This is a genomic window from Plantactinospora sp. B24E8 (assembly GCF_039871735.1).
In the GTDB taxonomy this organism is placed as follows: domain Bacteria; phylum Actinomycetota; class Actinomycetes; order Mycobacteriales; family Micromonosporaceae; genus Plantactinospora.
Genome location: NZ_JBDPMH010000001.1, coordinates 209,413 through 232,579 on the forward strand (window position 1 = coordinate 209,413; position 23,167 = coordinate 232,579).

A 23,167-nucleotide genomic window follows, 5' to 3' on the forward strand; every position below is an offset into this window, starting at 1 on the left:
CCTTGCCAGGCCCAGGAACCCGGGTCAGCCGAGCAGCGGAAACCAGCCGGCGGCCTCGCCGAGCGCCAACCGGTCGGGAGCGGTCAACGGCAGCCGTCCGGTCGCCTTCAACAGGTAGTCCCGGTCCGACCAGTCGGCGGGGCGTACCGCGTCGTCGCTGAGCAGTCCGTCGAGAGTCGCCACGGCGATCTCCACCGCGGTCGGCTCCGGCTCCGGCGGATCCGGAAGATCGACGGTCAGGTCGAGGTGATGCACCACCGCCTCGGTGACCAGGGTGGCGAGGAACTCCGGCACCGCGAGCACCTGGCCCTGGGAGGCGACAAAACCGTCCGGGTCGGCCATCCCGGCGGCCCGTACCGCTGCCGGGGCGGTGTCGGTCCAGAGCCGGACCACCCCCGTCGGGTGGTCGAAGGCGGCGGCGCAGCGGCGTACCCAGGCCGCGTGCCGGCCCTCACCCGGGTCGGCAGGCGTACGCCAGTAGCTGACCGCGTCCACGTCTGCCGGCCCGGCCGCCGGCGTGGCCAGCGCGACCAGCGCCCGCTGGGCGTCCAGGGTCAGATGGAAGAGCAGGTCGACGACCAGCCAACCCCGGCAGCGGGTCGGCCGGAGCAGGTCGGTGTCGGCGAGGTCCGCGACGGTCGCCGTGATCCGGGCGTACGTCTGCGCGAGCGCGCCGTGGTTGTCCGCCGCCTCCGGTGCCCCGGAGCTGCCCCACCCCGCAGCGGGGCCGCGCTGGCTGCCCACCTCGCCCGTTCCTCCGTGCCACGCCGGTCAGGTCAGGTGTCCCCGCGACCGGGGAAGCCTTCCCTGGTCGCGGGGATCCGAGCGTCGGTCCGACCGTCAGTCGAAGAGCTCGTTCAGGAAGCTCTTCTTACGCTTGTGCCGGTAGTGCCCGTGGTAGCCGTGGTGCTGCTGCCCGTAGGCCGGCGCCGGCGGGTAGCCGTGGGCCGGCGGTGGCGGTGGCGGGACGTGGCTCGGCGCGCCGTAGCCCGGCTGGTGTGGGGCGGGCGGCGGGGGCGGCGGGGCGTATCCCCCACCCGGGGCGGGCGGCACGTGCGAGGGCTGCGGGGCACGCGGCGCCTGCTGCTGACTCCAGTTGGCCTCGGCCTCGAAGAGCTTCTCCAGCTCGCCTCGGTCGAGGAAAATGCCACGGCACTCGGTGCACTGGTCGACCGTGACGCCGCTGCGCTCGTACTGACGCATCTCGCCACGACACTTCGGACAGGTCATCTGCATCACTCGACGGTACCCGGTGAAGTCACCCGGAGCCCGTCAGCACCGCCACCACTTCCGCATCCGACACCTCGTGGAAGTCGTCGTAGAAGCGGCTCACCGCGCCGAATCCGGCCGGTCGCTGCGGACAGACGACCTCGTCTGCGGTTTCGCTGAGCAGCGCGTACGCCTCGGGCGCCCCGACCGGGACGGCGAGCACCACCCGGCGGGCGCCGAGTTGCCGGGCGACCCCGACGGCGGCCCGGGCGGTCGCCCCGGTGGCCAGCCCGTCGTCGACGATCACCGCGACCCGGTTGTCGAGCCGCAGCGGCGGCCGGCCCTCCCGGTACCGCCGTTCGCGACGTTCCAGCTCGGCGGTCTCCACCCGGACGACCTCCTCCACCTCGGCCGGGTCGAGGCGGTCGGCGATCTCGTCGTTGAGTACCCGCAGCCCGCCCGGCCCGACCGCGCCGAAGGCCAGCTCCGGGGCTGCCGGCAGGCCGAGTTTGCGGACGACCAGGACGTCGAGCGGGGCGTCGAGCCGGTCGGCCACCGCCGCGGCCACCGGTACGCCGCCCCGGACCAGCCCGAGCACCGTCACGTCGGAGCGGCCGGCGAGCGAGTTCAGGCGGTCCGCGAGTACGTTCCCGGCCTCGGTCCGGTCCCGGTAGGTGGTCTCCACGTCTCAGGTTTACGCCCTGCCGCCCGGGACTGCTGGCGGACCGGGCAGAAACCCTCCGGGAATGCCGGTCCGCGCGCCGGATCGCGCCGATGGCACGGTGGTGCGATCGTTGCCGGATGCCTCAACCGATCTTGCGCACTGACCGCCTGTTGCTGGTCCCACTTGCCGACCGGCACCTCGAGCGGGAGATCCAGCTCGACTCCGATCCGGAGGTGCTTCGCTACATCACCGGCCGGGCGCGATCCAGGGACGAGGTGGTCGCGTCCCACGCGCAGCGGATGGCCCTGGCCGCCAAGGTCGACGGCCTGGGCTTCTGGATGGCGTTCGGGTCTGCCGACGGCGCGCGGGGGTCGACACCGCCGGTACGGGAGGACGAGGGCGAGTTCGTCGGGCTCATGATGCTTCCGCCGGCACACGGCCCCGACCAACCTGACGACCCGACCGTGACCGACCTGGGTTACCGTCTCGTCCGCCGCCACTGGCGGAAGGGACTGGCCAGCGAGGCGTCCCGCGCCCTGCTGCGGCATGCCTTCGACACCGTCGGGCAGAGCCGGGTGATCGCGCAGACCATGGCCGTGAACGCCGGGTCCCGGGGCGTGATGAAGGCCGTCGGCATGCGGTACGTGCGCACGTACTTTCCGCACTGGGATGACCCGTTGCCGGGAGCGGACCTGGGTGAGGTCGAGTACGAGATGACTCGCGGGATGTGGGAGGCGTGTCGTGGCGCCTGCTGAGACGGGGTGGAGTTGCCGCCGCTGAACGCGTCCCACGTGACCAGCCTGGTCGAGGCGGCCAGGGTCTGGGCCGACGGTTGCCGGCGGGCCGTCCTCAGAACTGATGGCCGGCGAGCCAGCCGAGGGTGGCGGCGCCGAGCCCACAGGTGAGGGTGAGGGTGAGGTTGAGCAGTGCCCAGCCCCGTCCGGCCGGTCCGGACCCGGCCAGCCGTACGGTCTCGTGGGCGAAGGTGGACCAGGTGGTCAGGGCGCCGCAGAACCCGGTGCCGAGCAGGACTCCGACCCAGCCGGGCAGGCTGGCGCCGAGCCCGGCGAGCAGGCCGAGCAGGAACGAGCCGACCAGGTTGACGGTGAAGGTAGCCCACGGGGAGGGGCGGGAGCGGAGTTCGACCAGCCAGTTGACCCCGAACCGGCAGACCGCGCCGACCGCGCCGCCGAGCAGCACCAGCAGCCAGGTCATGACGGCCGGAACCGTTCCGCGGTCCACGCGCCGAGCGCAACCGCGAGCAGTGCCCCGGCGACGGTGCCGAACAGGTAGCCGAGGGCGACGCCGGTCCGGCCGGCCCCGAGCAGGTCCCGGATCTCCACCGTGTACGTCGAGAAGGTGGTGAAGCCGCCGAGCACACCCGTGCCGAAGAACGGCCGGACCAGTCGGTGCGGTGCGATCCGGGTGCTGATCAGCTGCATCAGTACGCCGATCAGGGCACAGCCGGCGAGGTTGATGACCAGGGTCGACCAGGGAAAGCCGTGTCGCGGGTGCGGCCAGCCGACGGATATCCCGTACCGGGCGAGGGCGCCGAGCGCCCCGCCGAGGGCGACGACCGCGACGACGTCCCAGCGGGGTCGGCCGCCGGTGCCACCGGTCGCCGGTGGCGGGACCGGCCCGGCGGGTTGTGCGGGGCGGGGTGTGGTCATGGGGCCGACGCCGCCAGGGAGGGATGTGGGTGGTCCGTGGCCCGGCCGGTGCGGTCGGCCAGCCGGAGGGCGGGTGCCCAGGCAAGGAGGGCGACCGGGTAGAGCAGGTAGCCGAAGCGGGTGGAGGGCATCAGCAGGATCGCGGCCAGCAGGCCGTACCCGCAGAAGAGCGCGGCGGTGGCGGCGGTGCGCGGCGGACGGCGCAGCAGGTGGACGGCGATCGCCAGGCCGGTCGCGACGAGCAGGGCGGCGGCGAGGAGGCGGCCACCGGGCAACCCTTCGGCGATCAGGTGGCCGGGGAACGGGGACTGGGCCGGACTGGTCACCAGTCCGTGTCCGAGCGGGAACCGCAGCACGTTCTCGACCAGGGCGGCCGAGTCGACCAGTTGGGCCGGGACGAGGGTGACCACCGGCAGTCCGACCGCGCCGACCGTGAACCGGGGGCCGGGGCGGGTGAGCCAGGAGCCGGCGGGTCGGTCGGCCTGCCGGCGGCCCCGGACCATGGTGTGGATCAGCAGGACCAGCAGCACCGGCCAGGCGAAGAGCTTGAGCGCGGCGGCGAGCCCGACCGCCAGGCCGGCGGCGAGGTAACGGTCCCGGGCGGCGCAGGCGAGGGCGAGCAGGCAGAGCGCGAGTACGGGCAGGTCGTCTCCGCCGGTGGCCAGGGTCAGCGCGCAGACCGGCAGTACGGTCGCGAGCTGCACCGCCCGGACCAGGGCGGAATCCCGACGCCCGGCGGCACGATTGTCGGTTCCGCTGGTGGCGGCCCGCCCGGCGGTTCCGCTGTCGGCGTCCCGGCGGAGCAGGCGGATCGCGGCGAGCAGGGCGACCGCGGTGGCGACCGCGAACCAGATCCGCGCGTCGGTCCACCAGACGGTGCCGGCGGCCGCCCGGGGCAGCCCGAAGACCGCCATCCCCGGCTGGTACGGCGTGTAGCCGAGCAGTTGCTCACCGGCCGGGAGGGCGGCGATCGTGTCCCGGGTGAGGTACGGCGTGCCGTGGTCGAGCAGTCGGGCACCGGAGTGTTCGATCACCAGCACCTCCTCCTGCGCCCGGTCCAGCCGTCCACCGGCCCGGTCCACCGCCTGCCAGACCAGCGGCAGCAGGGCGGTCCCGGCCCAGGTGAGCGCGACCAGTACGCCCCGACCGGCGGCACCGGCCAGTCGGCTGGCCGGCCGGCGACGCCGGGCGAGCAGTTGACCGAGGACGGCGACGGTGGCGACCAGGTAGCCGACCGCCGCGACCGCGCCCCAGGCCCGGTGCGGCAGCAGCGTGGAGGTGACCGCGGTGACCGCCGCGAATCCGGTGGAGAGCGCGTAGAGCGTCAGGTCGGCGGCGAGCCCGCCGGCCGCCCGGTCGGCCCGGTGCCAGATGCGGGTCACCGGGTCACGGCCGGCGGCCGTACGGTCGGGGGCCTGGGCCGACGCGGTCCGGCCGTCGTCCGCAGCCTTGTCGTCCGCAGCGCTCACGCGGGCAAGTGTGGCAGACGCTCCGGACGTCGCGGACCCGATCGCCGGCCGGGTGACAGCCGCACCACAGCGCCGCTGTCGTGCAGGGCGGGGGCGAGGGTGCCGGGGCGGCCCTCCGCGCCCTGCTGCAACGCGGAGAGCAGTCGGGCGGCTGCCATCGGCCGGGCGAAGAGATGGCCCTGACCGGCGGTGCAGCCGAGTTCCCAGAGCGCCCGGCGCTGCGGCTCGCTCTCCACCCCCTCGGCCACCACCACCAGGTCGAGGCTGCGGCCGAGGTCGACGGTGGAGCGGATCACCGCGGTCGCCTCGGCCGAGGTCTCCATCGCGGTGACAAAACCCCGATCGATCTTCAGTTCGTGTACGGGGATCCGGGACAGCACCGACAGCGACGAGTAGCCGGTGCCGAAGTCGTCGAGGGCGAGCCGGATGCCGGCGTCCCGGAGTTGGCCGAGGACCTGGTCGACGACCTCTAATTGGCTGAGGGTCAGGGTCTCGGTGAGTTCGAGGACGAGCCGGTCCGGCGGCAGGTCGTGGGCGCGCAGCCGGGCGAGGACCGAACCCGGGAACCGGGCGTCGAGCAGGCTGCGTGGTGAGACGTTGACCGCGACCGGCAGGTCGAAGCCGGCCTCCCGCCAGGTACGGACGGCGAGCAGCGACTGGTCGAGCACCGCTTCGGCGAACGCCGGCAGCAGGCCGGAGCGTTCCACCGTCTCGAGGAAGCGCAGCGGGTCGATGGTGCCCCGGGCCGGATGCCGCCAGCGGGCCAACGCCTCGGCGGCGACCACCTCGCCGCTGCCGAGGTCGACGATCGGCTGGAAGTTGACCGTGAACTCCTGCTCGGCGACGGCCCGGGGCAGGTCGCCGCCGAGCGCCAGCCGGCCGAGGTCGGCGGTGTCCCGGGTCGGGGCGTAGGTGGCGATCCGTCGGCCGGCCCGCTTGGCCTGGTACATCGCCACGTCGGCGCGGCGCAGCAGTTCGGTCATGCCGCCGCTGTTCGGTGCGATGGCGATGCCGCCGCTGGCTTCGACACTGATCCGCATCCCGTCCAGGTCGATCGGTTCGTGCAGGGCGCCGAGCAGGGTCTCCGCCCGGTGCGCGGCGACCGCCGGGGCGGGCAGCGCGTGGAAGAGTACGGCGAACTCGTCGCCGCCGAGCCGGGCGACCAGGTCGTCGGCGTGCACGGCGGCACGGAGCCGTTCGGCGACCCGGGTCAGCACCCGGTCACCGGCGGCGTGGCCGAGGGTGTCGTTGACCTCCTTGAAATGGTTGAGGTCGATCAGCAGCAGGGCTGTCACACCCTCGGTACGGCGCCGGCCGAGCCGTTCCGCGCCCCGGTCGAGCAGGTGCCGGCGGTTGGCCAGCCCGGTGAGCGCGTCGTGCCGGGCGGCGTGCGCGTGTTCCTCCGCGACCCGGTTCAGTTCGGCGTACGCGGTGGCGTTGCGGACCGCCGTACAGAGCGCGGAGCCGAAGGTACGCAGGGTGTACTGCTCCCGCTCGGAGAGTTTCACCGGCCCGTGGAAGCGCAGCCGCAGCAGACCGATCGCGGTGTTGTCGTACCCCTTGAGTTCGATCGGGATGACGGTGCCGCTGACCGTGGAGGCCTCGTCGGGAGAGCCGTCGTACGTGACGGTCTCGCTGTTGCCCCGTACCGTGCGTCCGACGTCCTCGAGTTCCACCTCGACCTCGTCGGCGGAGAAGAGGTTGGCGGCCTGCGCCACGGCGGTGTGCAGTACGGCGTCCAGGTCGACCACGTTGAGTGCGTCGGTGGTGTGCGCCAGTCGCTGCCAGGCCTGCCGTTCGGCTCGTGCCCTGACCCGCGTCGAGTACGCCAGGTGCAGGCTCAACGCCAGCGGCGGCACCGCCACGAGTAGCCATGTCTCGGCTCGGAGAAGCACCAGGGTGAGGACAGTGACAGCGAAGCGCACAGCGTAGCCGACAAGTCGGAGATCCCAGTTCGTGGTGAACTGCCGCAGTATCCGCGTCCGGCTCGCGATCGCGATCACCGGAATGGCGATGGCCTCATCGAGCAGCACCAGAACGACATAGGCGGCGGGGAGCGAGACGACCATGTGATGGAGCTCGGTGGGCGGCCAAGCCCAGCCGAGGAGTGTCAGTGTGGTTCCTGCCGCTGCGGCCAGAAGCATGTTCTTGCTGATGGTGAAGACAGCCTTGATCAATGGCAGACGCAGTAGGCGGACCACGATGATCAAGCCGAGACCAGTGCATAACACCATCCATGAGGTGGGCGCGACGGCAACCCCGATGACGATGGCGGTCTCGTTCCATGTGATTGCCTGTGTTGTGGAGCCGATTCGGATTGGGGCTTTGACTGTGGCGCTGATTGTGATCATGGAGACGAGCGCTGTCACGGTGGCCAACTGGGCCACCGACGTCGGCGCATCGGCGGAAAAGTCCAGTATGGACAAGATCGCCACTATGCCGGCACAAACAGCGACGAGACCGATGAGCGGCACTAGCCGCTGATCAGTCCCGTTGTCGCTTCGCTGTGTTCGACTCACGCTGGTTCCTCTGTGTTACCGAAACCTCATGGCTCAGTAACGGTAGCAACCAAACCGCCTTGACGTGATGGTTGCATCGCCCTCAGTACCACTCGTTGGTGCGCATGCCTTTACTCCCTCCGGCCATCCATGCTCGAGGCCCGAAAATGTGGAATGGTCCCCGAATGCCTGATGCGTTCGATTGATGACTCGAGCCTAGGCACTAAAGGCCGGGTTAGCCACAATAAATGTCGGTATGCTCACTATTAGCTAAGTAGTGGCCGATTCGCTACGCTCTGTCCATATATGAGAACTCAGAGCGGTGATCGAAAGCGTTGGCGGTGGGGGGCGTTGTCCGGCTTCATCTGGATACCCCGTCGCAGGCCGCAGCGGAAGATCTCTTCCGTGTCCTGGTGGCATTGCACCGGAAAACCCGGGTGGACTCGCTTGGGGTCTGTGCTGATGTGATGTACTGCACTCGACTGACGAGAGTGTCGCTGTAACGAATGTCGGTCCGCATCGGATGACCTGCCAGAACTCGTCTCGTGTTGATGAGCTCACCCTGCGTGTGGTCGGGTTGGGCTGAAAGGTGATCTTTTTGGGGGGCAGGTCAACGGCCACGAATCCGGTCTGCGGCAACCTTGACAAGGAATGACGCCTGTCGATTTGAGTCGACCGTGACCGACAGACTGCTGGGTCGCATGACGCGTGTCCTTTTCGTATGACGAGGGCGATCCATGATCGAGATTCGGCTCTTTGGAGCGATGGAGCTCCTCGTGGATGGTGTGTCCCTGCCGCTCGGCACGCCCAAGCAGCAGGTCGTGCTGGCCATGCTGGCGGTACGGCCCGGCCGGCTCGTCAGCGTCGAAGAGTTGGTGGACGAGTTGTGGCCGGAGAGGCCGCCGCCTTCGGCGGTCGCGAACACCCGTACCTACGCGGCGAACCTGCGGCGCACCCTCGACGGAACAGCGGCGACCAAGCAGCTGCTGGTCCGTCAGGGAGCTGGATACGGGTGATCGGAGTTGTGCTCGTCATCGCCCTCCTCGGCGTAACAGGGTGCACCGGCGATGGAGAGGGCCCCGATGCGGAGCCTTCAGGTACTACTACGATCGCCAACGACTCCACGACCATCTCCGACCAGATGCCGCACTATCTGAGGGAAGCTGACCGGGCCAACGCCAGAACTGAGCACACGGTGGTTTCTACCGCTGCGCGGCCCACGGTTACCCTCCAAGACTCGGAGCTGATGACCATGGTTATCCGCGACGAGGGGCAGGACCGCTGGGAAGCCGGCAACTATCGCCTTGTCGTGTACTGCGTGGGCGCTGGCACCATCTACGCGCACTTTTCGCTCGGCGAGCGATCGGAGGTGACCGAGTTACCGACCTGCTCGCCGACGGTCACCACCGGCATTGTCGAGTTGACGCTGCCGGACCCGACGACGAACTCCTCGGTGCTGATCATCCCGGCGGGCAACGCTCAGGCGGCGATCGCGTACCAGATCCAGAAGTTCCAGGGCTGAGCGCCCGGTCGGTAGGCTCGCGGACGTGACCGAACCCGCGCACCTCACCCACGTCGACGCCGCCGGGGCGGCCCGGATGGTGGACGTCTCCGGCAAGACGGTATCGGTCCGGCGGGCGGTCGCCGCCGGTCGGCTGCGTACCACCGTCGAGGTCATCGAGCTGCTGCGCCGCGACGGCCTGCCGAAGGGCGACGCGCTCGCCGTCGGTCGGCTTGCCGGCATCATGGGCGCCAAACGCACCCCGGACCTGATCCCGCTCTGCCACCCGATCGCGCTGCACGGCGTGACCGTCGATCTCGAACCCGGCACCGACACCGTCGAGATCACCGCGACGGTCCGGACCGCAGACCGGACCGGAGTCGAGATGGAGGCGTTGACCGCGGTCGCCACCGCCGGGCTCGCGCTGATCGACATGGTGAAGGCCGTCGACCCGGCGGCCTCGATCGAGGAGGTACGCGTGCTGCGCAAGGAAGGCGGCAAGACCGGAGACTGGACCCGACCGGCGGACCGGCCGTGATCCGGGCCCGGGTCGTGGTGGCCTCCAACCGGGCCGCTGCTGGGATCTACGCCGACACCAGCGGCCCGCTGCTGGTCGGCGGGCTGACCGAACTCGGCTGCCAGGTCGACGAGCCGATCGTGGTGCCGGACGGCGACCCGGTCGGCGAACAGCTGCGCCAAGCTGCCGCCGAGAGCGTCGACGTGGTGGTGACCAGCGGCGGCACCGGCGTCAACCCGACCGACCGGACCCCGGACGTCACCCGGGCCCTGCTCGACTACGAGATCCCCGGCATCGCCGAGGCGATCCGGGCACACAGCCGGGACAAGGTGCCGACCGCCGTACTCTCCCGGGGGGTGGCCGGGGTGATCGGCCGGACCCTGGTGGTGAACCTGCCCGGCTCGACCGGCGGGGCGCGCGACGGGCTCGCGGTACTGGGCCCGATCCTCGGGCACGCCGTCGACCAGCTCCGTGGCGGCGACCACCCCCGGACGGACTGAACCCGGCCATGTCCGGGCCAGCGACGAACAAGCGCCGGACCGCCAGCGGATCGAATCGCCCGACCGCCAGCGGATTGATCTGACTCATCCGCCGACCGTCGGATCCCGGCGATAGGCTCGGACGGTGAACGTGAGGAAGCGATGAGCGCCCGCTCTGCCGTCGACAGCGAAGCCGCCGGCAGCGAAGGCGCCGGCAGTGCCGGGGCTGTCGGGACCGCGTCGGCCACCGCCGATCCGGGCACCCTCGACTGGGCCGAGGCCCGCTCCCGGGCGTACGCGGCCGGTCGGGCCGCCGCACCGGAGCCGGTCGAGTTGCCGCTGGCCGAGGCGGACGGTCAGACCCTGGCCGACCCGTTGACCACCCTCACCGACCTGCCCGCCTTCCCGACCTCCAGTGTGGACGGCTGGGCGGTGCGCGGCGCCAGACCGTGGCGGGTCGTCGGCCGGGTCCTCGCCGGCGGCACCCCGCCCCCGCTCACCGAAGACGGTACGACCGCCGAGATCGCCACCGGCGCGATGCTGCCGGACGGCACCACCGGTGTGCTCCGGGTGGAGGAGTCGAGCCGGACCGTCGACGGGCTGGTCACCGGCACCCTGCGGGACACCCCGGAGTGGCGGGACCCGGGCGAGGAGGCGTACGCCGGTGAGGAACTGCTCCCGGCCGGCACCGCCGTCGACCCGGGAGTGATCGGGCTCGCCGCCTCCTGCGGCTACGACACCGTGCGGGTCCGCCGCGCCCCCCGAGCCGCCGTGATCGTCTTCGGTGACGAGCTGCTCACCGCCGGATCTCCCGGCGCCGGTCGGGTCCGTGACTCGCTCGGCCCGTCCGTCCCGGCCTGGCTGCGCCGGTACGGCTGCGTCAGCACCCCCGCCGACGTGGTCGGTCCGGTGGCGGACACCCTCGACGCACACGTCGCCGCGCTGCGTCAGGCGCTGGAGACCGCCGACCTGGTCTGCACCACCGGCGGCACGATGAACGGTCCGGTCGACCACCTGCACCCGACACTCGCCGCGCTCGGCGCCCAGTACGTGGTCAACACCGTCGCCGTCCGGCCCGGTTTCCCGATGCTGCTGGCCCGGGTGGTCGGCGCCGACGGGCGTACCCGGTTCGTCGCCGGACTGCCCGGCAACCCGCAGTCGGCGATCGTCGCGACCGTGTCACTGGTCGCGCCGCTGCTCGCCGGGCTGCGTGGCCGGCCGATGCCGGAGCTGCCGCGGGTGACGCTCGCCGAGCCGGTCGCCGGGCGGGGCGACCACACCCACCTGGCGCTGGTCCGGGTCGACCCGGTCCGCAACACCGCGCACCCGGTACGGCACGTCGGCTCGGCGATGCTGCGCGGGCTCGCCCAGGCGGACGGTTTTGCGGTCATCGTTCCCGGCACCGAGGGACGACCGGGTGACCAGGTCCCGCTCGTACCACTACCGCTGCTGCCGGGCGAGCGGTTCCAGGGGGGAGACAGATGAGCGTCGAGATTGGGCCGACCGTCGAGCCGGAGGCGCCGACCCGGGTGCACACCACGGTCGGCGTCGAGCCACTTGACCTCGCCTTCCACGAGGCGCTGGTCACCGACGCCGGGGCCGGGGCGGTGGTCTCGTTCCAGGGGGTCGTCCGCGACCACGACCACGGCCGGTCGGTGACCCGGCTGGAGTACGAGGGCCACCCGAGTGCCGCGGCCGTGCTGCGGGAGGTCGCCGAGGAGATCGCCGCCGACCCGGACGTCTACGCGGTCGCGGTGTCGCACCGGCTCGGCGCGCTGGAGATCGGCGACGTGGCCCTGGTGGCGGCGGTGAGTACGGCACACCGGGCGGCCGCGTTCGCCGCCTGCGCCAAGCTCGTCGACGAGGTGAAGGACCGGCTGCCGGTCTGGAAGCGGCAGCTCTTCGCCGACGGCACCGAGGAGTGGGTCAACTGCGCCTGAGCCGCGCGTACCCGGCGGGATTGATCATCCTCGGGCAGAATGGCGGCGCGGAGGTGGTCACATGACCGAGCGCGAGAGTGTGCCCAAACTGTGCCAGGTGGTGCTCGACGGCACCGACATCAGGACACTGGCGGAGTTCTACCGGTCCCTGCTCGGCTTGGTCTACCGGCCCGGCGACGAACCGCCGGAGGCCGGGCGTGACGACGAGCGTGGCCGTGACTGGCTGGTGCTCAGGAGCCCCGACGGCGCCCGTCAGCTCGCGTTTCAGCAGGTCACGCACCTGCCGGAAACGACCTGGCCGGAGGACGGGGTGCCGAAGCAGATGCACCTGGACCTCACCGTCGACTCTGTCGAGGAACTGCAGCGGCAGCACGAGCGGGTGCTACGCCTCGGTGGTCGGCTGCGGCTCGAACGCCTCGACGATCCGGACGAGCCGCTGCGGGTGTACGCCGACCCCGCCGGTCACCCGTTCTGCATCTTCGTCGCCTAGCCGGCTGTCCGGTCTGGCCCTGCCGGAGTCCCGCCGCCCCGAACGTCCCGGTCGGGCGGGACCCCTCAGTGTGCCGAACGGTTGGCGAGTCGACGCTCGAACCGGCTCGGCTCGGTGTAGAACGCCGGCTCCGCACCCGGGCGCCATGGCAGCGCGGCGAGCAGCACGATGATCGCCAACGCGAGCGAGTTCTCCATCAGGACGCCGAAGAAGCCGTCCTGGTAGTGCGAGACCTCGGGCAGCTGGTGCTCGTACGGCCAGATCGGCGAGATCAGGAAGAGCAGGTAGAGGCCGACCGCGGCGATGCCGTGTCTGAGCCCGACCAGGGTCGGGAACCAGATCGGTGCCCGGAGCCCGCCGAGGCCGACCGGTCCCGAGCCGACCGGACCGAGCGCGGTCCGGTGTGCCGGCGGGCGACTCGCGGAGCGGCGCCGGCTGGCGGCGTCGGCGAGTACCAGGATCGCCGGGATCACCCAGACGAGGTGGTGTGACCAGGAGATCGGGCTGATCGCGTTGGTGGTGAGCCCGACCAGGGTGAACGCGGTCAGTTCGTCGCCGTCGGCGTGTGAGTGCGAGGCCCGGGAGAGCCCGAGCGCGAGCAGCAGCATCGCGAACGAGAACCAGAGCAGGGTCGGGGTGTCGATCGAGTCGTAGAGCCGGGCGAGGAGACCGGCCAGCGACTGGTTCGGTGTCATGTCCGCCGCCCCGACCCGTTCGGTCTGCCACAGCACCGAGGTGAAGTAGGCGGTCGACTCGCGGCTGGTGACCGCGAAGGTGCCGATGGTGACGGTGACGGCGGCGCCGATCGCGGTCATCGCGGCCCGCCACTGGCGGGTCAGCATCAGGTAGACGATGAACAGCGCCGGGGTGAGTTTGATCGACGTGGCCAGGCCGATGCCGACCCCGGCCCAGGCGCCGCTGAAGAAGAGCCGCCGCAGCGGCCCGTCGGTCGGCCTGACCCGGGAGCCGCGGCGGGCACGCCAGCGCAACGCCACCAGGTCGGCCATGATGAGACCGAAGAGCAGCAGGTTGACCTGGCCGTACCCGAGGGTTTCCCGGGCCGGTTCGATGGCGACCGCGGCCGGTACCGCGATGCCCAGGGTGAACCAGAGCGACCAGCCCAGCCGGTCGGTGATCGGCTTGAGCAGCGCGGCGAGGACGACGGTGAGCGCGGCGACGCTGGCGATGCCGTTGAGCCAGCCGGCGAGACCGAGTGGAATGGCCGCCATCGGCAGCATGACCAGGCCCGCGAAGGGCGGGTAGGTGAAGCCGAGGGTGGTTCTGGGCGCGATGAACTCATAGAGGTCGTGCCCGCCCGCCCACCAGACCACCGCGCCGTGGTAGATCTTCATGTCGAAGAAGTTGTACGGCCGCCCGAATGTGGCTATGGCAAGCCACGACGCGTAGCAGACGGCGGCGACGATGCCGACCCGTACGACTGTTCGACGGTCGATCCCACGAACAAAGCGACGGACTGGGGCGAGGCGGCTCAGCCGTCTCGCGACGGTCGCCGGCATGGCGTGGCCACCCCCGTACCGATGTCGGTGTTCCGCCCAGGTCCTCCAGGGAGCCTAGAACGGTGGGTCACTCAGATGCCTCCTGCGTTATGCGACCGTGTCCGATCCCACACTGGTTCGCGACATTTCCACCGCGTTAACGCAGGGCGTGCGGTTCAGGTTATTCACAGCCGCTCAGTGAGGCGAAACTAGCATATGTCCGGCGTGGACCGGGGTCGGACCAGGCAATCGTGCCGATCGCCGGGGCGTTATCCGGGCAGCCGGCGGGCCGCCGCTGCGGACCGTACCGCGATCCGGGCGTCCCGGCGCGCGGTCCGCACCGCCCGACGGACGGTACGCCGACCGGTCCCGACCGCGTGACCGGCCCGCCAGCGCAGCCCGGGCTGCCCCTGGTTGTCGGCGATCGCGAGCAGCAGCCCGCCGAGCAGGCCGAGGTTCTTCAGGAAGTGGACCTGGTGCCCGCGACGTTCCACCGGATCCTGGACGGTCCAGAAGGAGTGCCCGGCGAGGGTCGTCGGCACCAGCGTGCCGGCCAACACGGCGGCGGCCGGCCGGGTCAGGTGACCGGTGGCCAGCATGACGCCACCGACGACCTGGGCAGCCCCGTTGAGCCGGATCAGCGTCGCGGCGTCGGTCGGGAGCCCGGGATGCACCCGGTTCAGCGCGGGACCGACCACGTCGGTCACCCGCTTCGCCCGCTCCACGTGCGCTTCGGGATCGGTGAGGGCACGGGCGCCGCCGACGACAAAAATCGCGCTCAGCAGCGTACGGGCGGCGGTGCGTACGGGTCTCATGAGTCATAGTCTTACCCGTCCGGCGCACATTTCACCCGTGGATGGGACGGACTGGATGGTGCGGTACCGGTACCGTCGCCACCTGTGACGACTGTACGGCTGCGACCGGAGCAGCAGTCCGACAGTGCGGTGATCCGGCGCCTGGTCGCCCTGGCCTTCGCCCGCCCGGACGGCGGCGTACCGGCCGAGGTCCGGCTCGTCGAGGCACTGCGCGGCAGTGACGCATGGCTTCCCGAACTGTCCATGGTGGCCGAGGTCGACGGTGAACTGGTCGGCTACGCCCTGCTCACCCGGGTCCGGGTGCAGCCGGGCCAGGTGCCGGCACTCGCCCTCGGCCCGGTGGCGGTACGCCCCGACCGGCAGCGCCGTGGTTACGGTCGGGACGTCGTGCAGGCCGCGCTGGACGCGGCGACCGAGTTCGGCGAGCGGTTGGTGGTGGTGCTCGGCAACCCCGCCTACTACCGCCGGTTCGGCTTCACGCCGGCGGCCCGGTTCGGCCTGACCAGCCCGTGGTCCGGGCTCGGTGACCCGTGGCAGGCGCTGCCGCTGCCCTCGGTCGACGGCTCGGAACCGGTGGTCCCGCGCGGTGAGGTGACGTTCCCGCCGCCCTGGTCACAGGTCTGACGCCAGCATGCCGGACCGGCCGCCGGACCTGGCCCGGCCCGCGTGGCGCGGCGCCGGCGTGGGCACTCGTCAACCCGGCTGGGTACGCAGGTAGCGACCGAAGTGTGGCACGGTGAAGGCCACCGTGCCCCGTTCCCCGGAGTAGATCAGGCCCTTCTTGATCAGCGCGTCCCGGGCCGGAGAGAGGCTCGCCGGTTTGCGGCCCAGCGACCGGGCGATCTCGGCGGTGGAGACCGCGGCGTCCATGTCGTCCCGGACGCTGTCGTCCCCGCCGCCACCGTCGCCCGCCTCGACCAGGGAGAGCGCGGCCATCGCCCGCATGTACTCGCGTTCCGCCGGGGTGGCTCGTTCGAACCGGGAGCCGAAGAAGCCGACCGCCAGTTCGGCCTCGGCCTCCGGCGCGGCGACCCGTACGTCGGCGGCGGTGACCGGGGACCGGGGCGCGTGGTCCCAGGTCGCCTTCCCGTACGCCTGGACGAAGTACGGGTAGCCGCCGGACTTCTCGTAGAGCAGGTCGAGGGCCTTCTGCTCGTACTCCACGTCCTCGCGGGCGGCCGGTGCGCAGAGCGCCTGGTCGGCGGCGATCCGGTCGAGCCGGTCGATGCGCTGGTAGCGGAAGAGGCGTTCCGAGTAGGACTTGGCCGCGGAGAGTACCGCCGGCAGGTGTGGCAGTCCGGCGCCGACCACGATCAGCGGTGCGCCGAGCTGGGACAGTTCGTGGCAGGCGGCGCAGAGCCCGGAGACGTCCTCCGGCCCGAGGTCCTGCATCTCGTCGATGAAGACCGCGACGCCGGTGCCGACGTCGGCGGCGACCTCGGCCGCGTCGGTGAAGAGTTCCACCAGGTCGATCTCGATGTCGCCGGAGTCGGCCCGGCCGCTCGCCGCCGGGACGTCGATGCCCGGCTGCCAGCGGTCCCGCAGTTTCGCCGGGCCGGCCGTACCCCGACCGCTCGGTGCGGCGCGCAGCGCGAACGCCTTGAGTACGCCGAGGAAGTCGTCGATCCGGTCCGGGGCGCGGTGTCGGGGGGCCAGTTCGCGGATCGCCATGTGCAGGGCGGCGGCGACCGGGCGGCGCAGCGACTGGTCCGGCCGCGCCTCGATCTTGCCGGTGCCCCAGAGTCGGCTGATGGCCTGGGAGCGCAGCGTGTTGAGCAGCACGGTCTTGCCGACGCCGCGCAGTCCGGTGAGCATCAGGCTGCGTTCCGGGCGGCCCCGGGCGATCCGTTCCAGCACGATGTCGAAGACCTCGAGCTCGCGGCCCCGACCGGCGAGTTCGGGTGGGCGCTGGCCGGCGCCGGGCGCGTACGGGTTGCGGACCGGATCCACGTATCGCACGGTATCGGTCCGTCTAGCCGACCGGCTAGAGATGGATAGATCGGGGTAGGCGTGTCGCGGTCCGGGGTGGAGGGTCAGCGCGTCGAGCAGAAACTAGGGCTGTCTAGCGGATCCGCTAGACAGCCCTAGTTTTTCCTGTCATACCTGCCCGGTAGCCCTGAGCGCTCAGCGCTCCTTCAGGCAGAGCACGAAGTCGCCGATGTCCAGTGAGTCGTCGTAGACGTAGTTGACGTCGGTGTCCGGCGAACCGAAGATCGGGTCGTCCTTACAGCGGTCGCCGTCCGTGGTGAACGGGATCCGGGAGAGCACCTCGTAGGTGTCCGGACCGCACGGCACCTTACGCAGTTCGGGATCGTCGTTGCTGCCCTCGTTGACCAGGCAGTCGCCCTTGCGGAAGTCGTCCTCGTCCGAGCCGCCACCCGGGTTGCTGGGCTTGCTCGGCGTACTGCTGGGGCGGGCGGAGGCGGAGGCCGACGGGGTCGGCGCGCCGATCGGGTCGGTCGGCTTGTCGTCATCCTGGTTCAGCGCCCAGACGACGCCACCGATACCGCAGACGCAGAGCAGCACCAGCACGATCCCGCCGATGATCAGGGCGATCTTCAGGCCGCCGCCCTTCTTCTCCGCGACCGGCGGGCCGAGCGGGGCACCGGGCTGGCCGTAACCGGCACCCGGCTGACCGTACGGCGCCGCCGGCTGCTGCCCGTACTCCGCACCCGGCTGACCGTACGGCGCCGCCGGGCTGCCGTACGGAGCGGCCGGCGGACCCGACTGCGGCTGGTCCGACCCGTACGGCGGCTGCTGCGGCCCACCGCTGGTCGGCGGCTGTCCCCACTCCTGGGTCGGCGGTGTGTACCCCGGGTTGGCCGGCTGCCCCCACTCCGGCGTCGGCGGCGGGTAGCCGGTGCCCGGTGCCGGCGGGTAACCGGACGCCGGGTCGGGCGGCGGCGGGTAACCGCCGGGCGGCGGTGCGGGGTAGCTGCCCTGGGGTGGTGGCGGGTAGCCGCCACCCGGCGGGCTCGACGACGGCTGCTGCTGGTAGGGGTCTTCGGGCTGGCCTGGGCTCGGGGAGCCGTAGATCGACATGTTGCTCCAGGGTCGGGGCCACGCGTTCCGGCTGGTACACGGGACCTGGGGATGGTAGGAGTTGCGGGGTGGCGGGCGCCGAAGGGTGCCCCGCTGGCAGGTGTGGCAGCCACACCGGACGTCCGCACCACATTCTGGGTGACGGCGTCGAGCCGGTCGGAAACCCTTATCGTTCCCTGAGACAGAGCACGAAGTCCAGGTCGTCCAGTTCGCTGTTGAAGAAGTAGTAGTTGGTGTAGTCCTTCACCTTCGCGCACTTGGCCTTGGCGTCGGCGTCACCGGTGGTGCGCTCGTCGATCCGGGCCAGCACCTCGTACGTCTTCGGCCGGCACTCGGCGATCACCAGCTTCGGCCGCTGGGCCGAGCCCTCGTTCGCCACACACTGCCCCGCCTTGACGAACCGGGCGTCGGTGGACGGCCCCGGCACCGGGGTCGTCGGGGCCGGCTCGGTCGGCTCCGGCCATTCCTCACCCTCGACCACGGCACCGGTCGGTTCGCTGGTCGGCAGCACCGTCGGGGTCACCGGTTCGCCGTCCGACAGGTAGATGCCGAGGCCGATCCCGCCGAGCGCCAACACCAGCAGGGTCGCGACGACCCCGAGGACAAGCCGTCCGCCACCCCGTTTCGGGGGCGGCACCGGCTGGGGCGTGGACCAGTTGGCGTCCGCGGCGGGCGGCGCCCACATCGGCTCGGGTTCGGGCGGTGTCCAACCGGGCGGTGCGCCGACCGCCCCGCCGGCGTGGTGCGGCGGGGTTCCGTACCCGACGTCGTGCCGACTGGTCTGCGGATAGCCCGGGTCCGGATATCCGCCGCCGCCGGCCGGGCTCGCGCCCGGATAGCCGGCGCCGGCTCCCGGCTGGCCGGGCGGACTCTGGTACGGATATCCGGGGTGGCTGACCGGCGAGCCGGGACCGCCGGGCGGGACGGACGACGGGGTGCCGCCCCAACGCTGCTCCCCACCGGGCTGGTCCTGACCGCCCCACGGGTCGGCCGGTTGACCGTACTCGTCGGTGGCCTCCCGGTCCGGTCGCGGCCAGGGCTCCGGGGACGAGCCGGGGTACGGCCCGCCCGGCGGTCCGTAGTTAGCCATCGGAGGTCCTCCTGGTACGCCGTCGGTGAGAGGCATGCCACTCGCCGGTTACGCGATTGCTGTGGTCACCGTAGCGTGACCCCCCGATGAGCTCACCTCCCGGAAACGCGCCAATCGTCGCGCCGAACGGTGGAACGGGCCGACCGTGACCCCGGGCGTGGCGGCGACCCTGGCCGGGCTCCTCGGAGTCCTGCTCGGACCGTCGCTGCGCGGACAGATCCACCGGTACGCCGTACCGGCCGGTGAACCGGGGCGGCGACACTGCCCGCACTGCGCCACGATGCTGCCCCGCCCCGGCTTTCCGCACCGGCTCGGTGTGCTGTCCCCCACCGGCCGCTGCGCACGGTGCCGCCAGCGGGTCGGCCCCCGTACCGGGCTCGTGGAGGTGCTCGCCGGCGTACTCCTCGCCGCCCTCGCCTGGCGGATCGACGAGCCGGTGCCACTGCTCGCGTACGGCTGGCTCGCGCTCTGCGGCATCGTGCTCGGCTCGGTCGACGTGGCGGTACGTCGGCTTCCGGACCGGCTCACCGGACCGGCGACCGGCGGCACCGTGCTGCTGTTCGCCGTCGCCGTCCTCGCCGGGGAGCCGGCGACCCGGCTCGGCGTCGCGCTGGCCTGCGGACTCGGCGTTGCCCTGCTCTACCTCGCGCTGGTGCTCGCCTCCCCGACCGGGCTCGGTGCCGGCGACGTACGACTCGGGTTCCTGCTCGGCACCGCGGCCGGCTGGTACGGCTGGCCGACCACGCTCAACGCCGTGCTCGCCGGTCTGCTGCTGGCCAGTGGCACCGCCGCGATACTGCTCGGGCTGCGCCGGATCAGCCGCCACGACCCGCTGCCGCACGGTCCGGCGATGCTGGTCGGCACCTTCGGCGCGGTGCTGCTCGCCACCTGACAGTTCACAGCAGGCGGAGTTGGCGGTCCTTCGGGCGGCGCGGGGCGGTGTCGCCGAGTCGTTCGAACAGGCCCGGGTCGATGTCGGCCAGGAACGGGGAGGGGAAAGAGTCCCGCTCCTGCCCGTGTCGGAGCCGCCGCCCGACATGACTGACGTAGAGCCGGTCCTGGGCGCGGGTCAGGCCGACGAAGAAGAGCCGGCGTTCCTCCGCCACGTCGTCGTCGGTCGGGGTCGAGCCGGGGAACCGCATCGGCAGCAGCCCGTCCTCGCAGCCGACCAGGAAGACGACCGGGAACTCCAGGCCCTTGGCGGCATGCAGGGTGAGCAGGGTGACCGCCTCGGCACGTGGGTCGAGCGCGTCGACCTCGGCACCGGTGGCGAGCTGGGACAGGAACGACGTCAGGTCGTCGCCGCAGCGTTGGGCGAGCGGGGTCAGCACCTCCACCGCCGACCAGATGTCCTCCGGGCCGACGCCGCCGGTGACGTCGAGGGTCGGTGCGGCGTACCGCTGCGCGAGGACCTGGCCGGCGAGGCGTACCCGGGCGGCGACCGAGCCGCCGAGCCCGTCGGCGTGCCGCAGTTCGCGGGCGATGACGGAGACACCGGGCCGGTCCCGCAGCCGGTTGTGCGACCGTTTCTGCACCGGCACGTTCGCCCGGGCCAACGCGTCCCGGATCGGTGCCGCCTGGGCGTCGGTGCGGTACAGCACGGCGATGTCGGAGAACGAGATGTCGGTGTTGCGGCCGTCGATCTTTCCCGAGTCCAGTGACCGGTGGGAGAGGCCGCCGACGAGTTCGTCGATGGTGCGGACGACGAAGTCGGCCTCGTCGGCGACGGAGGCGGCCGGGTAGCGGCCGACCAGCGGCGCCTCCGGGTCCAGCCGGGCCGGGTCGAGCCGCCGGCCCCGGACCAGCGACGAGGGCGCGATCGCCTGGACGGCGGTGGCCAGGATCGGCGCCGACGACCGGTAGTTGCGGGTCAGCCGGACCAGCCGGGCGTCGACAAAATCCTCGGAGAAGCGCAGGAAGTACGCGACGTCCGCGCCCCGGAACGAGTAGATCGCCTGGTCCGGGTCGCCGATCGCGCAGAGGTTGCCGTCCGCCGGGCTGAGCAGCCGGAGCAGTTCGTACTGGGTGGCGTCGACGTCCTGGTACTCGTCGACGAAGATCCACCGCCACCGGTCCCGGTACTTCTCGACCAGCGCCGGGTCGGCGCGCAGCAGCTCGACCGGCAGGGTGACAAGCTCGTCGAGGTCGACCAGGTCGGCGGCGCGGAGCAGTTTGACGTACGTGGCGTCGTCGTCGCCGGCCTCGGCCCTGGCGGTCGCCCGTTCGGTGTCGTCGGCGATCCGGAAGGTGACCGGCAGTCCGGCCGCCTTGGCGTTCTCCCGCAGGATGGTCAGGCCGAGCGAGTGGAAGGTGCCGACGGTGACGTCCTCGGCGACCGGCCCGAGCAGCCCGTCGAGCCGGTGCCGGAGTTCCTCGGCGGCCCGCCGGGTGAAGGTGATCGCCAGGCAGTGTTCCGGATAGACGTTCAGTTCGGCGCAGAGGTACGCGATCCGATGGGTCAGGGTGCGGGTCTTGCCGGTACCGGGGCCGGCGACGATCAGCAGCGGTCCGCCGGGGGCGGACGCGGCGACCCGCTGCATCGCGTCGAGCCGGTCGAGCAGCCCGGTGCCGACCTCCTCCATGCCGGCGAGCATCGGTTCGAACGGCTCGTGTGGTGAGGGTGCCGGCGGCAGCGGCGGGACCGGCTCGGCCGGGGCGGTCGGCTTCGACCGCCGCCGTGGCGTCGGTTCGGTCGGCGTGGCGGCCGTCGTGCTCTTCGCCCGGGGTGCCGCCTTCGGTTCCGCCGCCGGTCGCGGTTTCGGCACCGGTACGTCGAAGAGCGCGTCCGCGAACAGGGTGTCGGCCTGCTGGCCGCCCCGCCCGCCGGGCAGCTCACCGGGCTCGAAGAGAGTGATCACGCCGTACTCGCCGTCGTAGCCCGGCACCCGGCGGACCTGGCCGAGGCGGAGCCGGCCGATCGCCTCGGCGAGCAGTTCGCCGCCGACCCGGCGGATCTCGTCGACCGGGGTGACGGTGAGGATGTCCAGCTCGGCGCCGAGCCCGGCGACCAGGGTGTTGAGCTGCCCCTCCACCGTCTTCGACTTCGGTCCGACCCCGTTGACCTCGCCGAGGATCTCGGCGAGCTGGATCAGGTGGGTGACCCGGGGAGCGTTTGCCGGTCGGTGCCCGTCCGGTCGGTCGGCGAGGTCCTCGACCCGGCTCAGTACGCCGACGGTCAGCGGTTTGCCACATTCCGGGCAGCTGCCGCCCGCCTGGCGGGTCCGTTCCGGTTCCCAGTTGACCCCGCAGAGCCGGTGCCCGTCGGCGTGGTACTTCCCCTCCTCGGGGAAGAACTCGATGGTGCCGTGCAGCCCGTCGCCGGTCCGCAGCGCCTCGCGGACGGCGTAGTAGTCAAGATCGGTGCTGAACTGCGTCGCCTCCCGGGCCAGTGCGGCCGGGGAGTGCGCGTCCGAGTTCGAGACCAGCCGGTAGGCGTCCAAACTAGACACCCGCCAGTTCATCGCCGGGTCGGAGGAGAGCCCGGTCTCGACGGCGAAGATGTGTTCGGCAAGATCGGCGTAGCAGTCGGCGATCGCGTCGAAGCCGGACTTCGAGCCGAGCGCGGAGAACCACGGGGTCCAGATGTGCGCCGGCACCAGGTAGCCGTCCGGGCTGGCTTCGAGAACGATCTCCAGCAGGTCGCGGGAGTCGAGGCCGAGGATCGGCCGGCCGTCCGAACCGATGTTCCCGATCCGCCCGAGCGTGGCGTTGAACCGGGCCACCGCGTCCAGGTCCGGCAGGTAGACCAGGTGGTGCACCTTCCTGGTCCGGTCGCCCCGCTTGTAGATCGTGGAGATCTCGACGCTCAGCATGAACCGCATCGGGGCGGACTCGGCGACACTCGCCAGTCGGGGTGGCAACCTGCGGTTGATCTCCCGTTCCGCGTCCGGGGTGAGCCGGTGCAGGCCGGGCTCGGCGGGATGCAGCGTCTCGCGCAGGTGCTCGTACCAGGCCGGGTGGGTGAAGTCACCGGTGCCGAGCAGGCTGATCCCCTTGCGCCGGGCCCACCAGGTGAGGTTCGGCAGGGTCAGGTCGCGGCTGCAGGCCCGGGAGTACTTCGAGTGGATGTGCAGGTCCGCGACGAAGGGCACGGCGGCGCTGGGGGAGCCGTCAGCGGGTGCGGCGCGCAACGGAGACACGCCGCATCCTGTCACGGGCCGGTATGTGAGCGCCTGTCGCCACGCGCGAGTGTGATTTCTCGCCTGTGTCGCCGTCACCGTCGACGACGGCGATCTGACGACGAGCACCGCCACCTGGAGTGACGTGTCGGCAACGCCCTGTTCGATG

The 23,167-nt window shown here is 71.7% G+C and carries 23 protein-coding genes; 10 read left to right on the forward strand and 13 right to left on the reverse strand.

Annotation, left to right across the window (positions count from 1 at the left end; translation table 11 throughout):
- Positions 1-24: 24 nt before the first annotated feature.
- From ABGB21_RS00945 to ABGB21_RS00955, 3 genes are all read right to left on the reverse strand, one after another.
- Positions 25-744 (reverse strand): maleylpyruvate isomerase N-terminal domain-containing protein, encoded by a 720-nt coding sequence (locus tag ABGB21_RS00945; RefSeq protein ID WP_347675973.1) that lies wholly within the window; start codon positions 742-744, stop codon positions 25-27.
- 96 nt (positions 745-840) lie between these two features.
- Positions 841-1,239 carry a zf-TFIIB domain-containing protein gene (locus ABGB21_RS00950; RefSeq protein ID WP_347655158.1) on the reverse strand — a complete coding sequence of 133 codons (399 nt, stop codon included), beginning with the start codon at positions 1,237-1,239 and terminating at the stop codon, positions 841-843.
- Positions 1,240-1,258: 19 nt separating this feature from the next.
- The gene (locus tag ABGB21_RS00955; RefSeq protein ID WP_347675975.1) at positions 1,259-1,894 is read right to left on the reverse strand and encodes a phosphoribosyltransferase family protein; all 636 of its coding nucleotides are present in this window, start codon (positions 1,892-1,894) and stop codon (positions 1,259-1,261) included.
- Positions 1,895-2,010: 116 nt separating this feature from the next.
- On the opposite strand from ABGB21_RS00955, the gene ABGB21_RS00960 reads away from it, so the two are divergent.
- Positions 2,011-2,628, forward strand: a complete 618-nt coding sequence (locus ABGB21_RS00960) for a GNAT family N-acetyltransferase (protein ID WP_347655160.1) — start codon at positions 2,011-2,013, stop codon at positions 2,626-2,628.
- Positions 2,629-2,722: 94 nt separating this feature from the next.
- On the opposite strand, the gene ABGB21_RS00965 is transcribed toward ABGB21_RS00960, so the two are convergent.
- The 4 genes from ABGB21_RS00965 to ABGB21_RS00980 all read right to left on the reverse strand — a co-directional run bounded on the left by ABGB21_RS00965 (position 2,723) and on the right by ABGB21_RS00980 (position 7,531).
- Positions 2,723-3,088: a CrcB family protein gene (locus ABGB21_RS00965; protein ID WP_347675977.1), complete on the reverse strand. Its 366-nt coding sequence runs from the start codon at positions 3,086-3,088 to the stop codon at positions 2,723-2,725.
- Complete coding sequence (gene crcB, locus ABGB21_RS00970) at positions 3,085-3,543, reverse strand: fluoride efflux transporter CrcB (protein WP_347655162.1); 459 nt, start codon at positions 3,541-3,543, stop codon at positions 3,085-3,087. The genes ABGB21_RS00965 and crcB overlap by 4 nt, the downstream gene beginning before the upstream one ends.
- Positions 3,540-4,925, reverse strand: coding sequence for a glycosyltransferase 87 family protein (locus ABGB21_RS00975; protein ID WP_347676364.1), 1,386 nt, complete (start codon positions 4,923-4,925; stop codon positions 3,540-3,542). The genes crcB and ABGB21_RS00975 overlap by 4 nt, the downstream gene beginning before the upstream one ends.
- A gap of 83 nt (positions 4,926-5,008) precedes the next feature.
- Positions 5,009-7,531 carry a bifunctional diguanylate cyclase/phosphodiesterase gene (locus ABGB21_RS00980; protein ID WP_347675979.1) on the reverse strand — a complete coding sequence of 841 codons (2,523 nt, stop codon included), beginning with the start codon at positions 7,529-7,531 and terminating at the stop codon, positions 5,009-5,011.
- A 755-nt stretch (positions 7,532-8,286) separates the two neighbouring features.
- Between ABGB21_RS00980 and ABGB21_RS00985 the strand changes: the two genes are divergently transcribed.
- From ABGB21_RS00985 to ABGB21_RS01015, 7 genes are all read left to right on the forward strand, one after another.
- Positions 8,287-8,526: a winged helix-turn-helix domain-containing protein gene (locus ABGB21_RS00985; RefSeq protein WP_347675981.1), complete on the forward strand. Its 240-nt coding sequence runs from the start codon at positions 8,287-8,289 to the stop codon at positions 8,524-8,526.
- Positions 8,523-9,032: a hypothetical protein gene (locus ABGB21_RS00990; protein WP_347675983.1), complete on the forward strand. Its 510-nt coding sequence runs from the start codon at positions 8,523-8,525 to the stop codon at positions 9,030-9,032. Before ABGB21_RS00985 ends, ABGB21_RS00990 begins: the two co-directional genes overlap by 4 nt.
- Before the next feature lie 25 nt (positions 9,033-9,057).
- Positions 9,058-9,549, forward strand: coding sequence for a cyclic pyranopterin monophosphate synthase MoaC (gene moaC, locus ABGB21_RS00995; protein WP_347675985.1), 492 nt, complete (start codon positions 9,058-9,060; stop codon positions 9,547-9,549).
- Positions 9,546-10,028 carry a MogA/MoaB family molybdenum cofactor biosynthesis protein gene (locus ABGB21_RS01000; RefSeq protein ID WP_347675987.1) on the forward strand — a complete coding sequence of 161 codons (483 nt, stop codon included), beginning with the start codon at positions 9,546-9,548 and terminating at the stop codon, positions 10,026-10,028. Before moaC ends, ABGB21_RS01000 begins: the two co-directional genes overlap by 4 nt.
- A gap of 141 nt (positions 10,029-10,169) precedes the next feature.
- Complete coding sequence (locus tag ABGB21_RS01005) at positions 10,170-11,492, forward strand: molybdopterin molybdotransferase MoeA (RefSeq protein ID WP_347675989.1); 1,323 nt, start codon at positions 10,170-10,172, stop codon at positions 11,490-11,492.
- On the forward strand, positions 11,489-11,947 hold the full coding sequence (locus tag ABGB21_RS01010) for a molybdenum cofactor biosynthesis protein MoaE (RefSeq protein WP_347655169.1): 459 nt from the start codon (positions 11,489-11,491) through the stop codon (positions 11,945-11,947). The genes ABGB21_RS01005 and ABGB21_RS01010 overlap by 4 nt, the downstream gene beginning before the upstream one ends.
- Before the next feature lie 61 nt (positions 11,948-12,008).
- Positions 12,009-12,437 carry a VOC family protein gene (locus tag ABGB21_RS01015; RefSeq protein ID WP_347675991.1) on the forward strand — a complete coding sequence of 143 codons (429 nt, stop codon included), beginning with the start codon at positions 12,009-12,011 and terminating at the stop codon, positions 12,435-12,437.
- Positions 12,438-12,502: 65 nt separating this feature from the next.
- Here ABGB21_RS01015 and ABGB21_RS01020 read toward each other — a convergent pair whose 3' ends face one another.
- Positions 12,503-13,954: a glycosyltransferase 87 family protein gene (locus ABGB21_RS01020; RefSeq protein ID WP_347675993.1), complete on the reverse strand. Its 1,452-nt coding sequence runs from the start codon at positions 13,952-13,954 to the stop codon at positions 12,503-12,505.
- A gap of 248 nt (positions 13,955-14,202) precedes the next feature.
- Positions 14,203-14,748 (reverse strand): DoxX family protein, encoded by a 546-nt coding sequence (locus tag ABGB21_RS01025; RefSeq protein WP_347655172.1) that lies wholly within the window; start codon positions 14,746-14,748, stop codon positions 14,203-14,205.
- A gap of 84 nt (positions 14,749-14,832) precedes the next feature.
- On the opposite strand from ABGB21_RS01025, the gene ABGB21_RS01030 reads away from it, so the two are divergent.
- Complete coding sequence (locus tag ABGB21_RS01030; protein ID WP_347655173.1) at positions 14,833-15,372, forward strand: N-acetyltransferase; 540 nt, start codon at positions 14,833-14,835, stop codon at positions 15,370-15,372.
- A gap of 69 nt (positions 15,373-15,441) precedes the next feature.
- On the opposite strand, the gene ABGB21_RS01035 is transcribed toward ABGB21_RS01030, so the two are convergent.
- The 3 genes from ABGB21_RS01035 to ABGB21_RS01045 form a co-directional block, all read right to left on the reverse strand.
- Positions 15,442-16,698, reverse strand: coding sequence for an ATP-binding protein (locus ABGB21_RS01035; protein WP_347655174.1), 1,257 nt, complete (start codon positions 16,696-16,698; stop codon positions 15,442-15,444).
- A 174-nt stretch (positions 16,699-16,872) separates the two neighbouring features.
- Complete coding sequence (locus tag ABGB21_RS01040; protein ID WP_347655175.1) at positions 16,873-17,790, reverse strand: hypothetical protein; 918 nt, start codon at positions 17,788-17,790, stop codon at positions 16,873-16,875.
- Positions 17,791-17,956: 166 nt separating this feature from the next.
- Positions 17,957-18,880, reverse strand: a complete 924-nt coding sequence (locus tag ABGB21_RS01045) for a flagellar basal body protein FliL (RefSeq protein WP_347675995.1) — start codon at positions 18,878-18,880, stop codon at positions 17,957-17,959.
- Positions 18,881-19,025: 145 nt separating this feature from the next.
- Here ABGB21_RS01045 and ABGB21_RS01050 point away from each other — a divergent pair, with 145 nt between their 5' ends.
- Entirely contained in the window at positions 19,026-19,772 is a 747-nt protein-coding gene (locus tag ABGB21_RS01050) for an A24 family peptidase (RefSeq protein WP_347655177.1), read from the forward strand.
- A gap of 4 nt (positions 19,773-19,776) precedes the next feature.
- On the opposite strand, the gene ABGB21_RS01055 is transcribed toward ABGB21_RS01050, so the two are convergent.
- A complete protein-coding gene (locus ABGB21_RS01055) occupies positions 19,777-23,019 on the reverse strand; it encodes a UvrD-helicase domain-containing protein (protein WP_347655178.1) in 3,243 nt (1,080 codons plus the stop codon).
- Positions 23,020-23,167 lie beyond the last annotated feature (148 nt).

Excerpts from the sequence above, each read along its gene's own strand:
- ABGB21_RS01025 (WP_347655172.1), bottom strand. The coding sequence starts at position 14,748 with ATGAGACCCGTACGCACCGCCGCCCGTACGCTGCTGAGCGCGATTTTT.
- ABGB21_RS00965 (WP_347675977.1), bottom strand. The coding sequence starts at position 3,088 with ATGACCTGGCTGCTGGTGCTGCTCGGCGGCGCGGTCGGCGCGGTCTGC.
- ABGB21_RS01015 (WP_347675991.1), top strand. The coding sequence starts at position 12,009 with ATGACCGAGCGCGAGAGTGTGCCCAAACTGTGCCAGGTGGTGCTCGAC.
- ABGB21_RS01005 (WP_347675989.1), top strand. The coding sequence starts at position 10,170 with ATGAGCGCCCGCTCTGCCGTCGACAGCGAAGCCGCCGGCAGCGAAGGC.
- ABGB21_RS01045 (WP_347675995.1), bottom strand. The coding sequence starts at position 18,880 with ATGGCTAACTACGGACCGCCGGGCGGGCCGTACCCCGGCTCGTCCCCG.
- ABGB21_RS01040 (WP_347655175.1), bottom strand. The coding sequence starts at position 17,790 with ATGTCGATCTACGGCTCCCCGAGCCCAGGCCAGCCCGAAGACCCCTAC.
- crcB (WP_347655162.1), bottom strand. The coding sequence starts at position 3,543 with ATGACCACACCCCGCCCCGCACAACCCGCCGGGCCGGTCCCGCCACCG.
- ABGB21_RS00960 (WP_347655160.1), top strand. The coding sequence starts at position 2,011 with ATGCCTCAACCGATCTTGCGCACTGACCGCCTGTTGCTGGTCCCACTT.
- ABGB21_RS01020 (WP_347675993.1), bottom strand. The coding sequence starts at position 13,954 with ATGCCGGCGACCGTCGCGAGACGGCTGAGCCGCCTCGCCCCAGTCCGT.
- ABGB21_RS01010 (WP_347655169.1), top strand. The coding sequence starts at position 11,489 with ATGAGCGTCGAGATTGGGCCGACCGTCGAGCCGGAGGCGCCGACCCGG.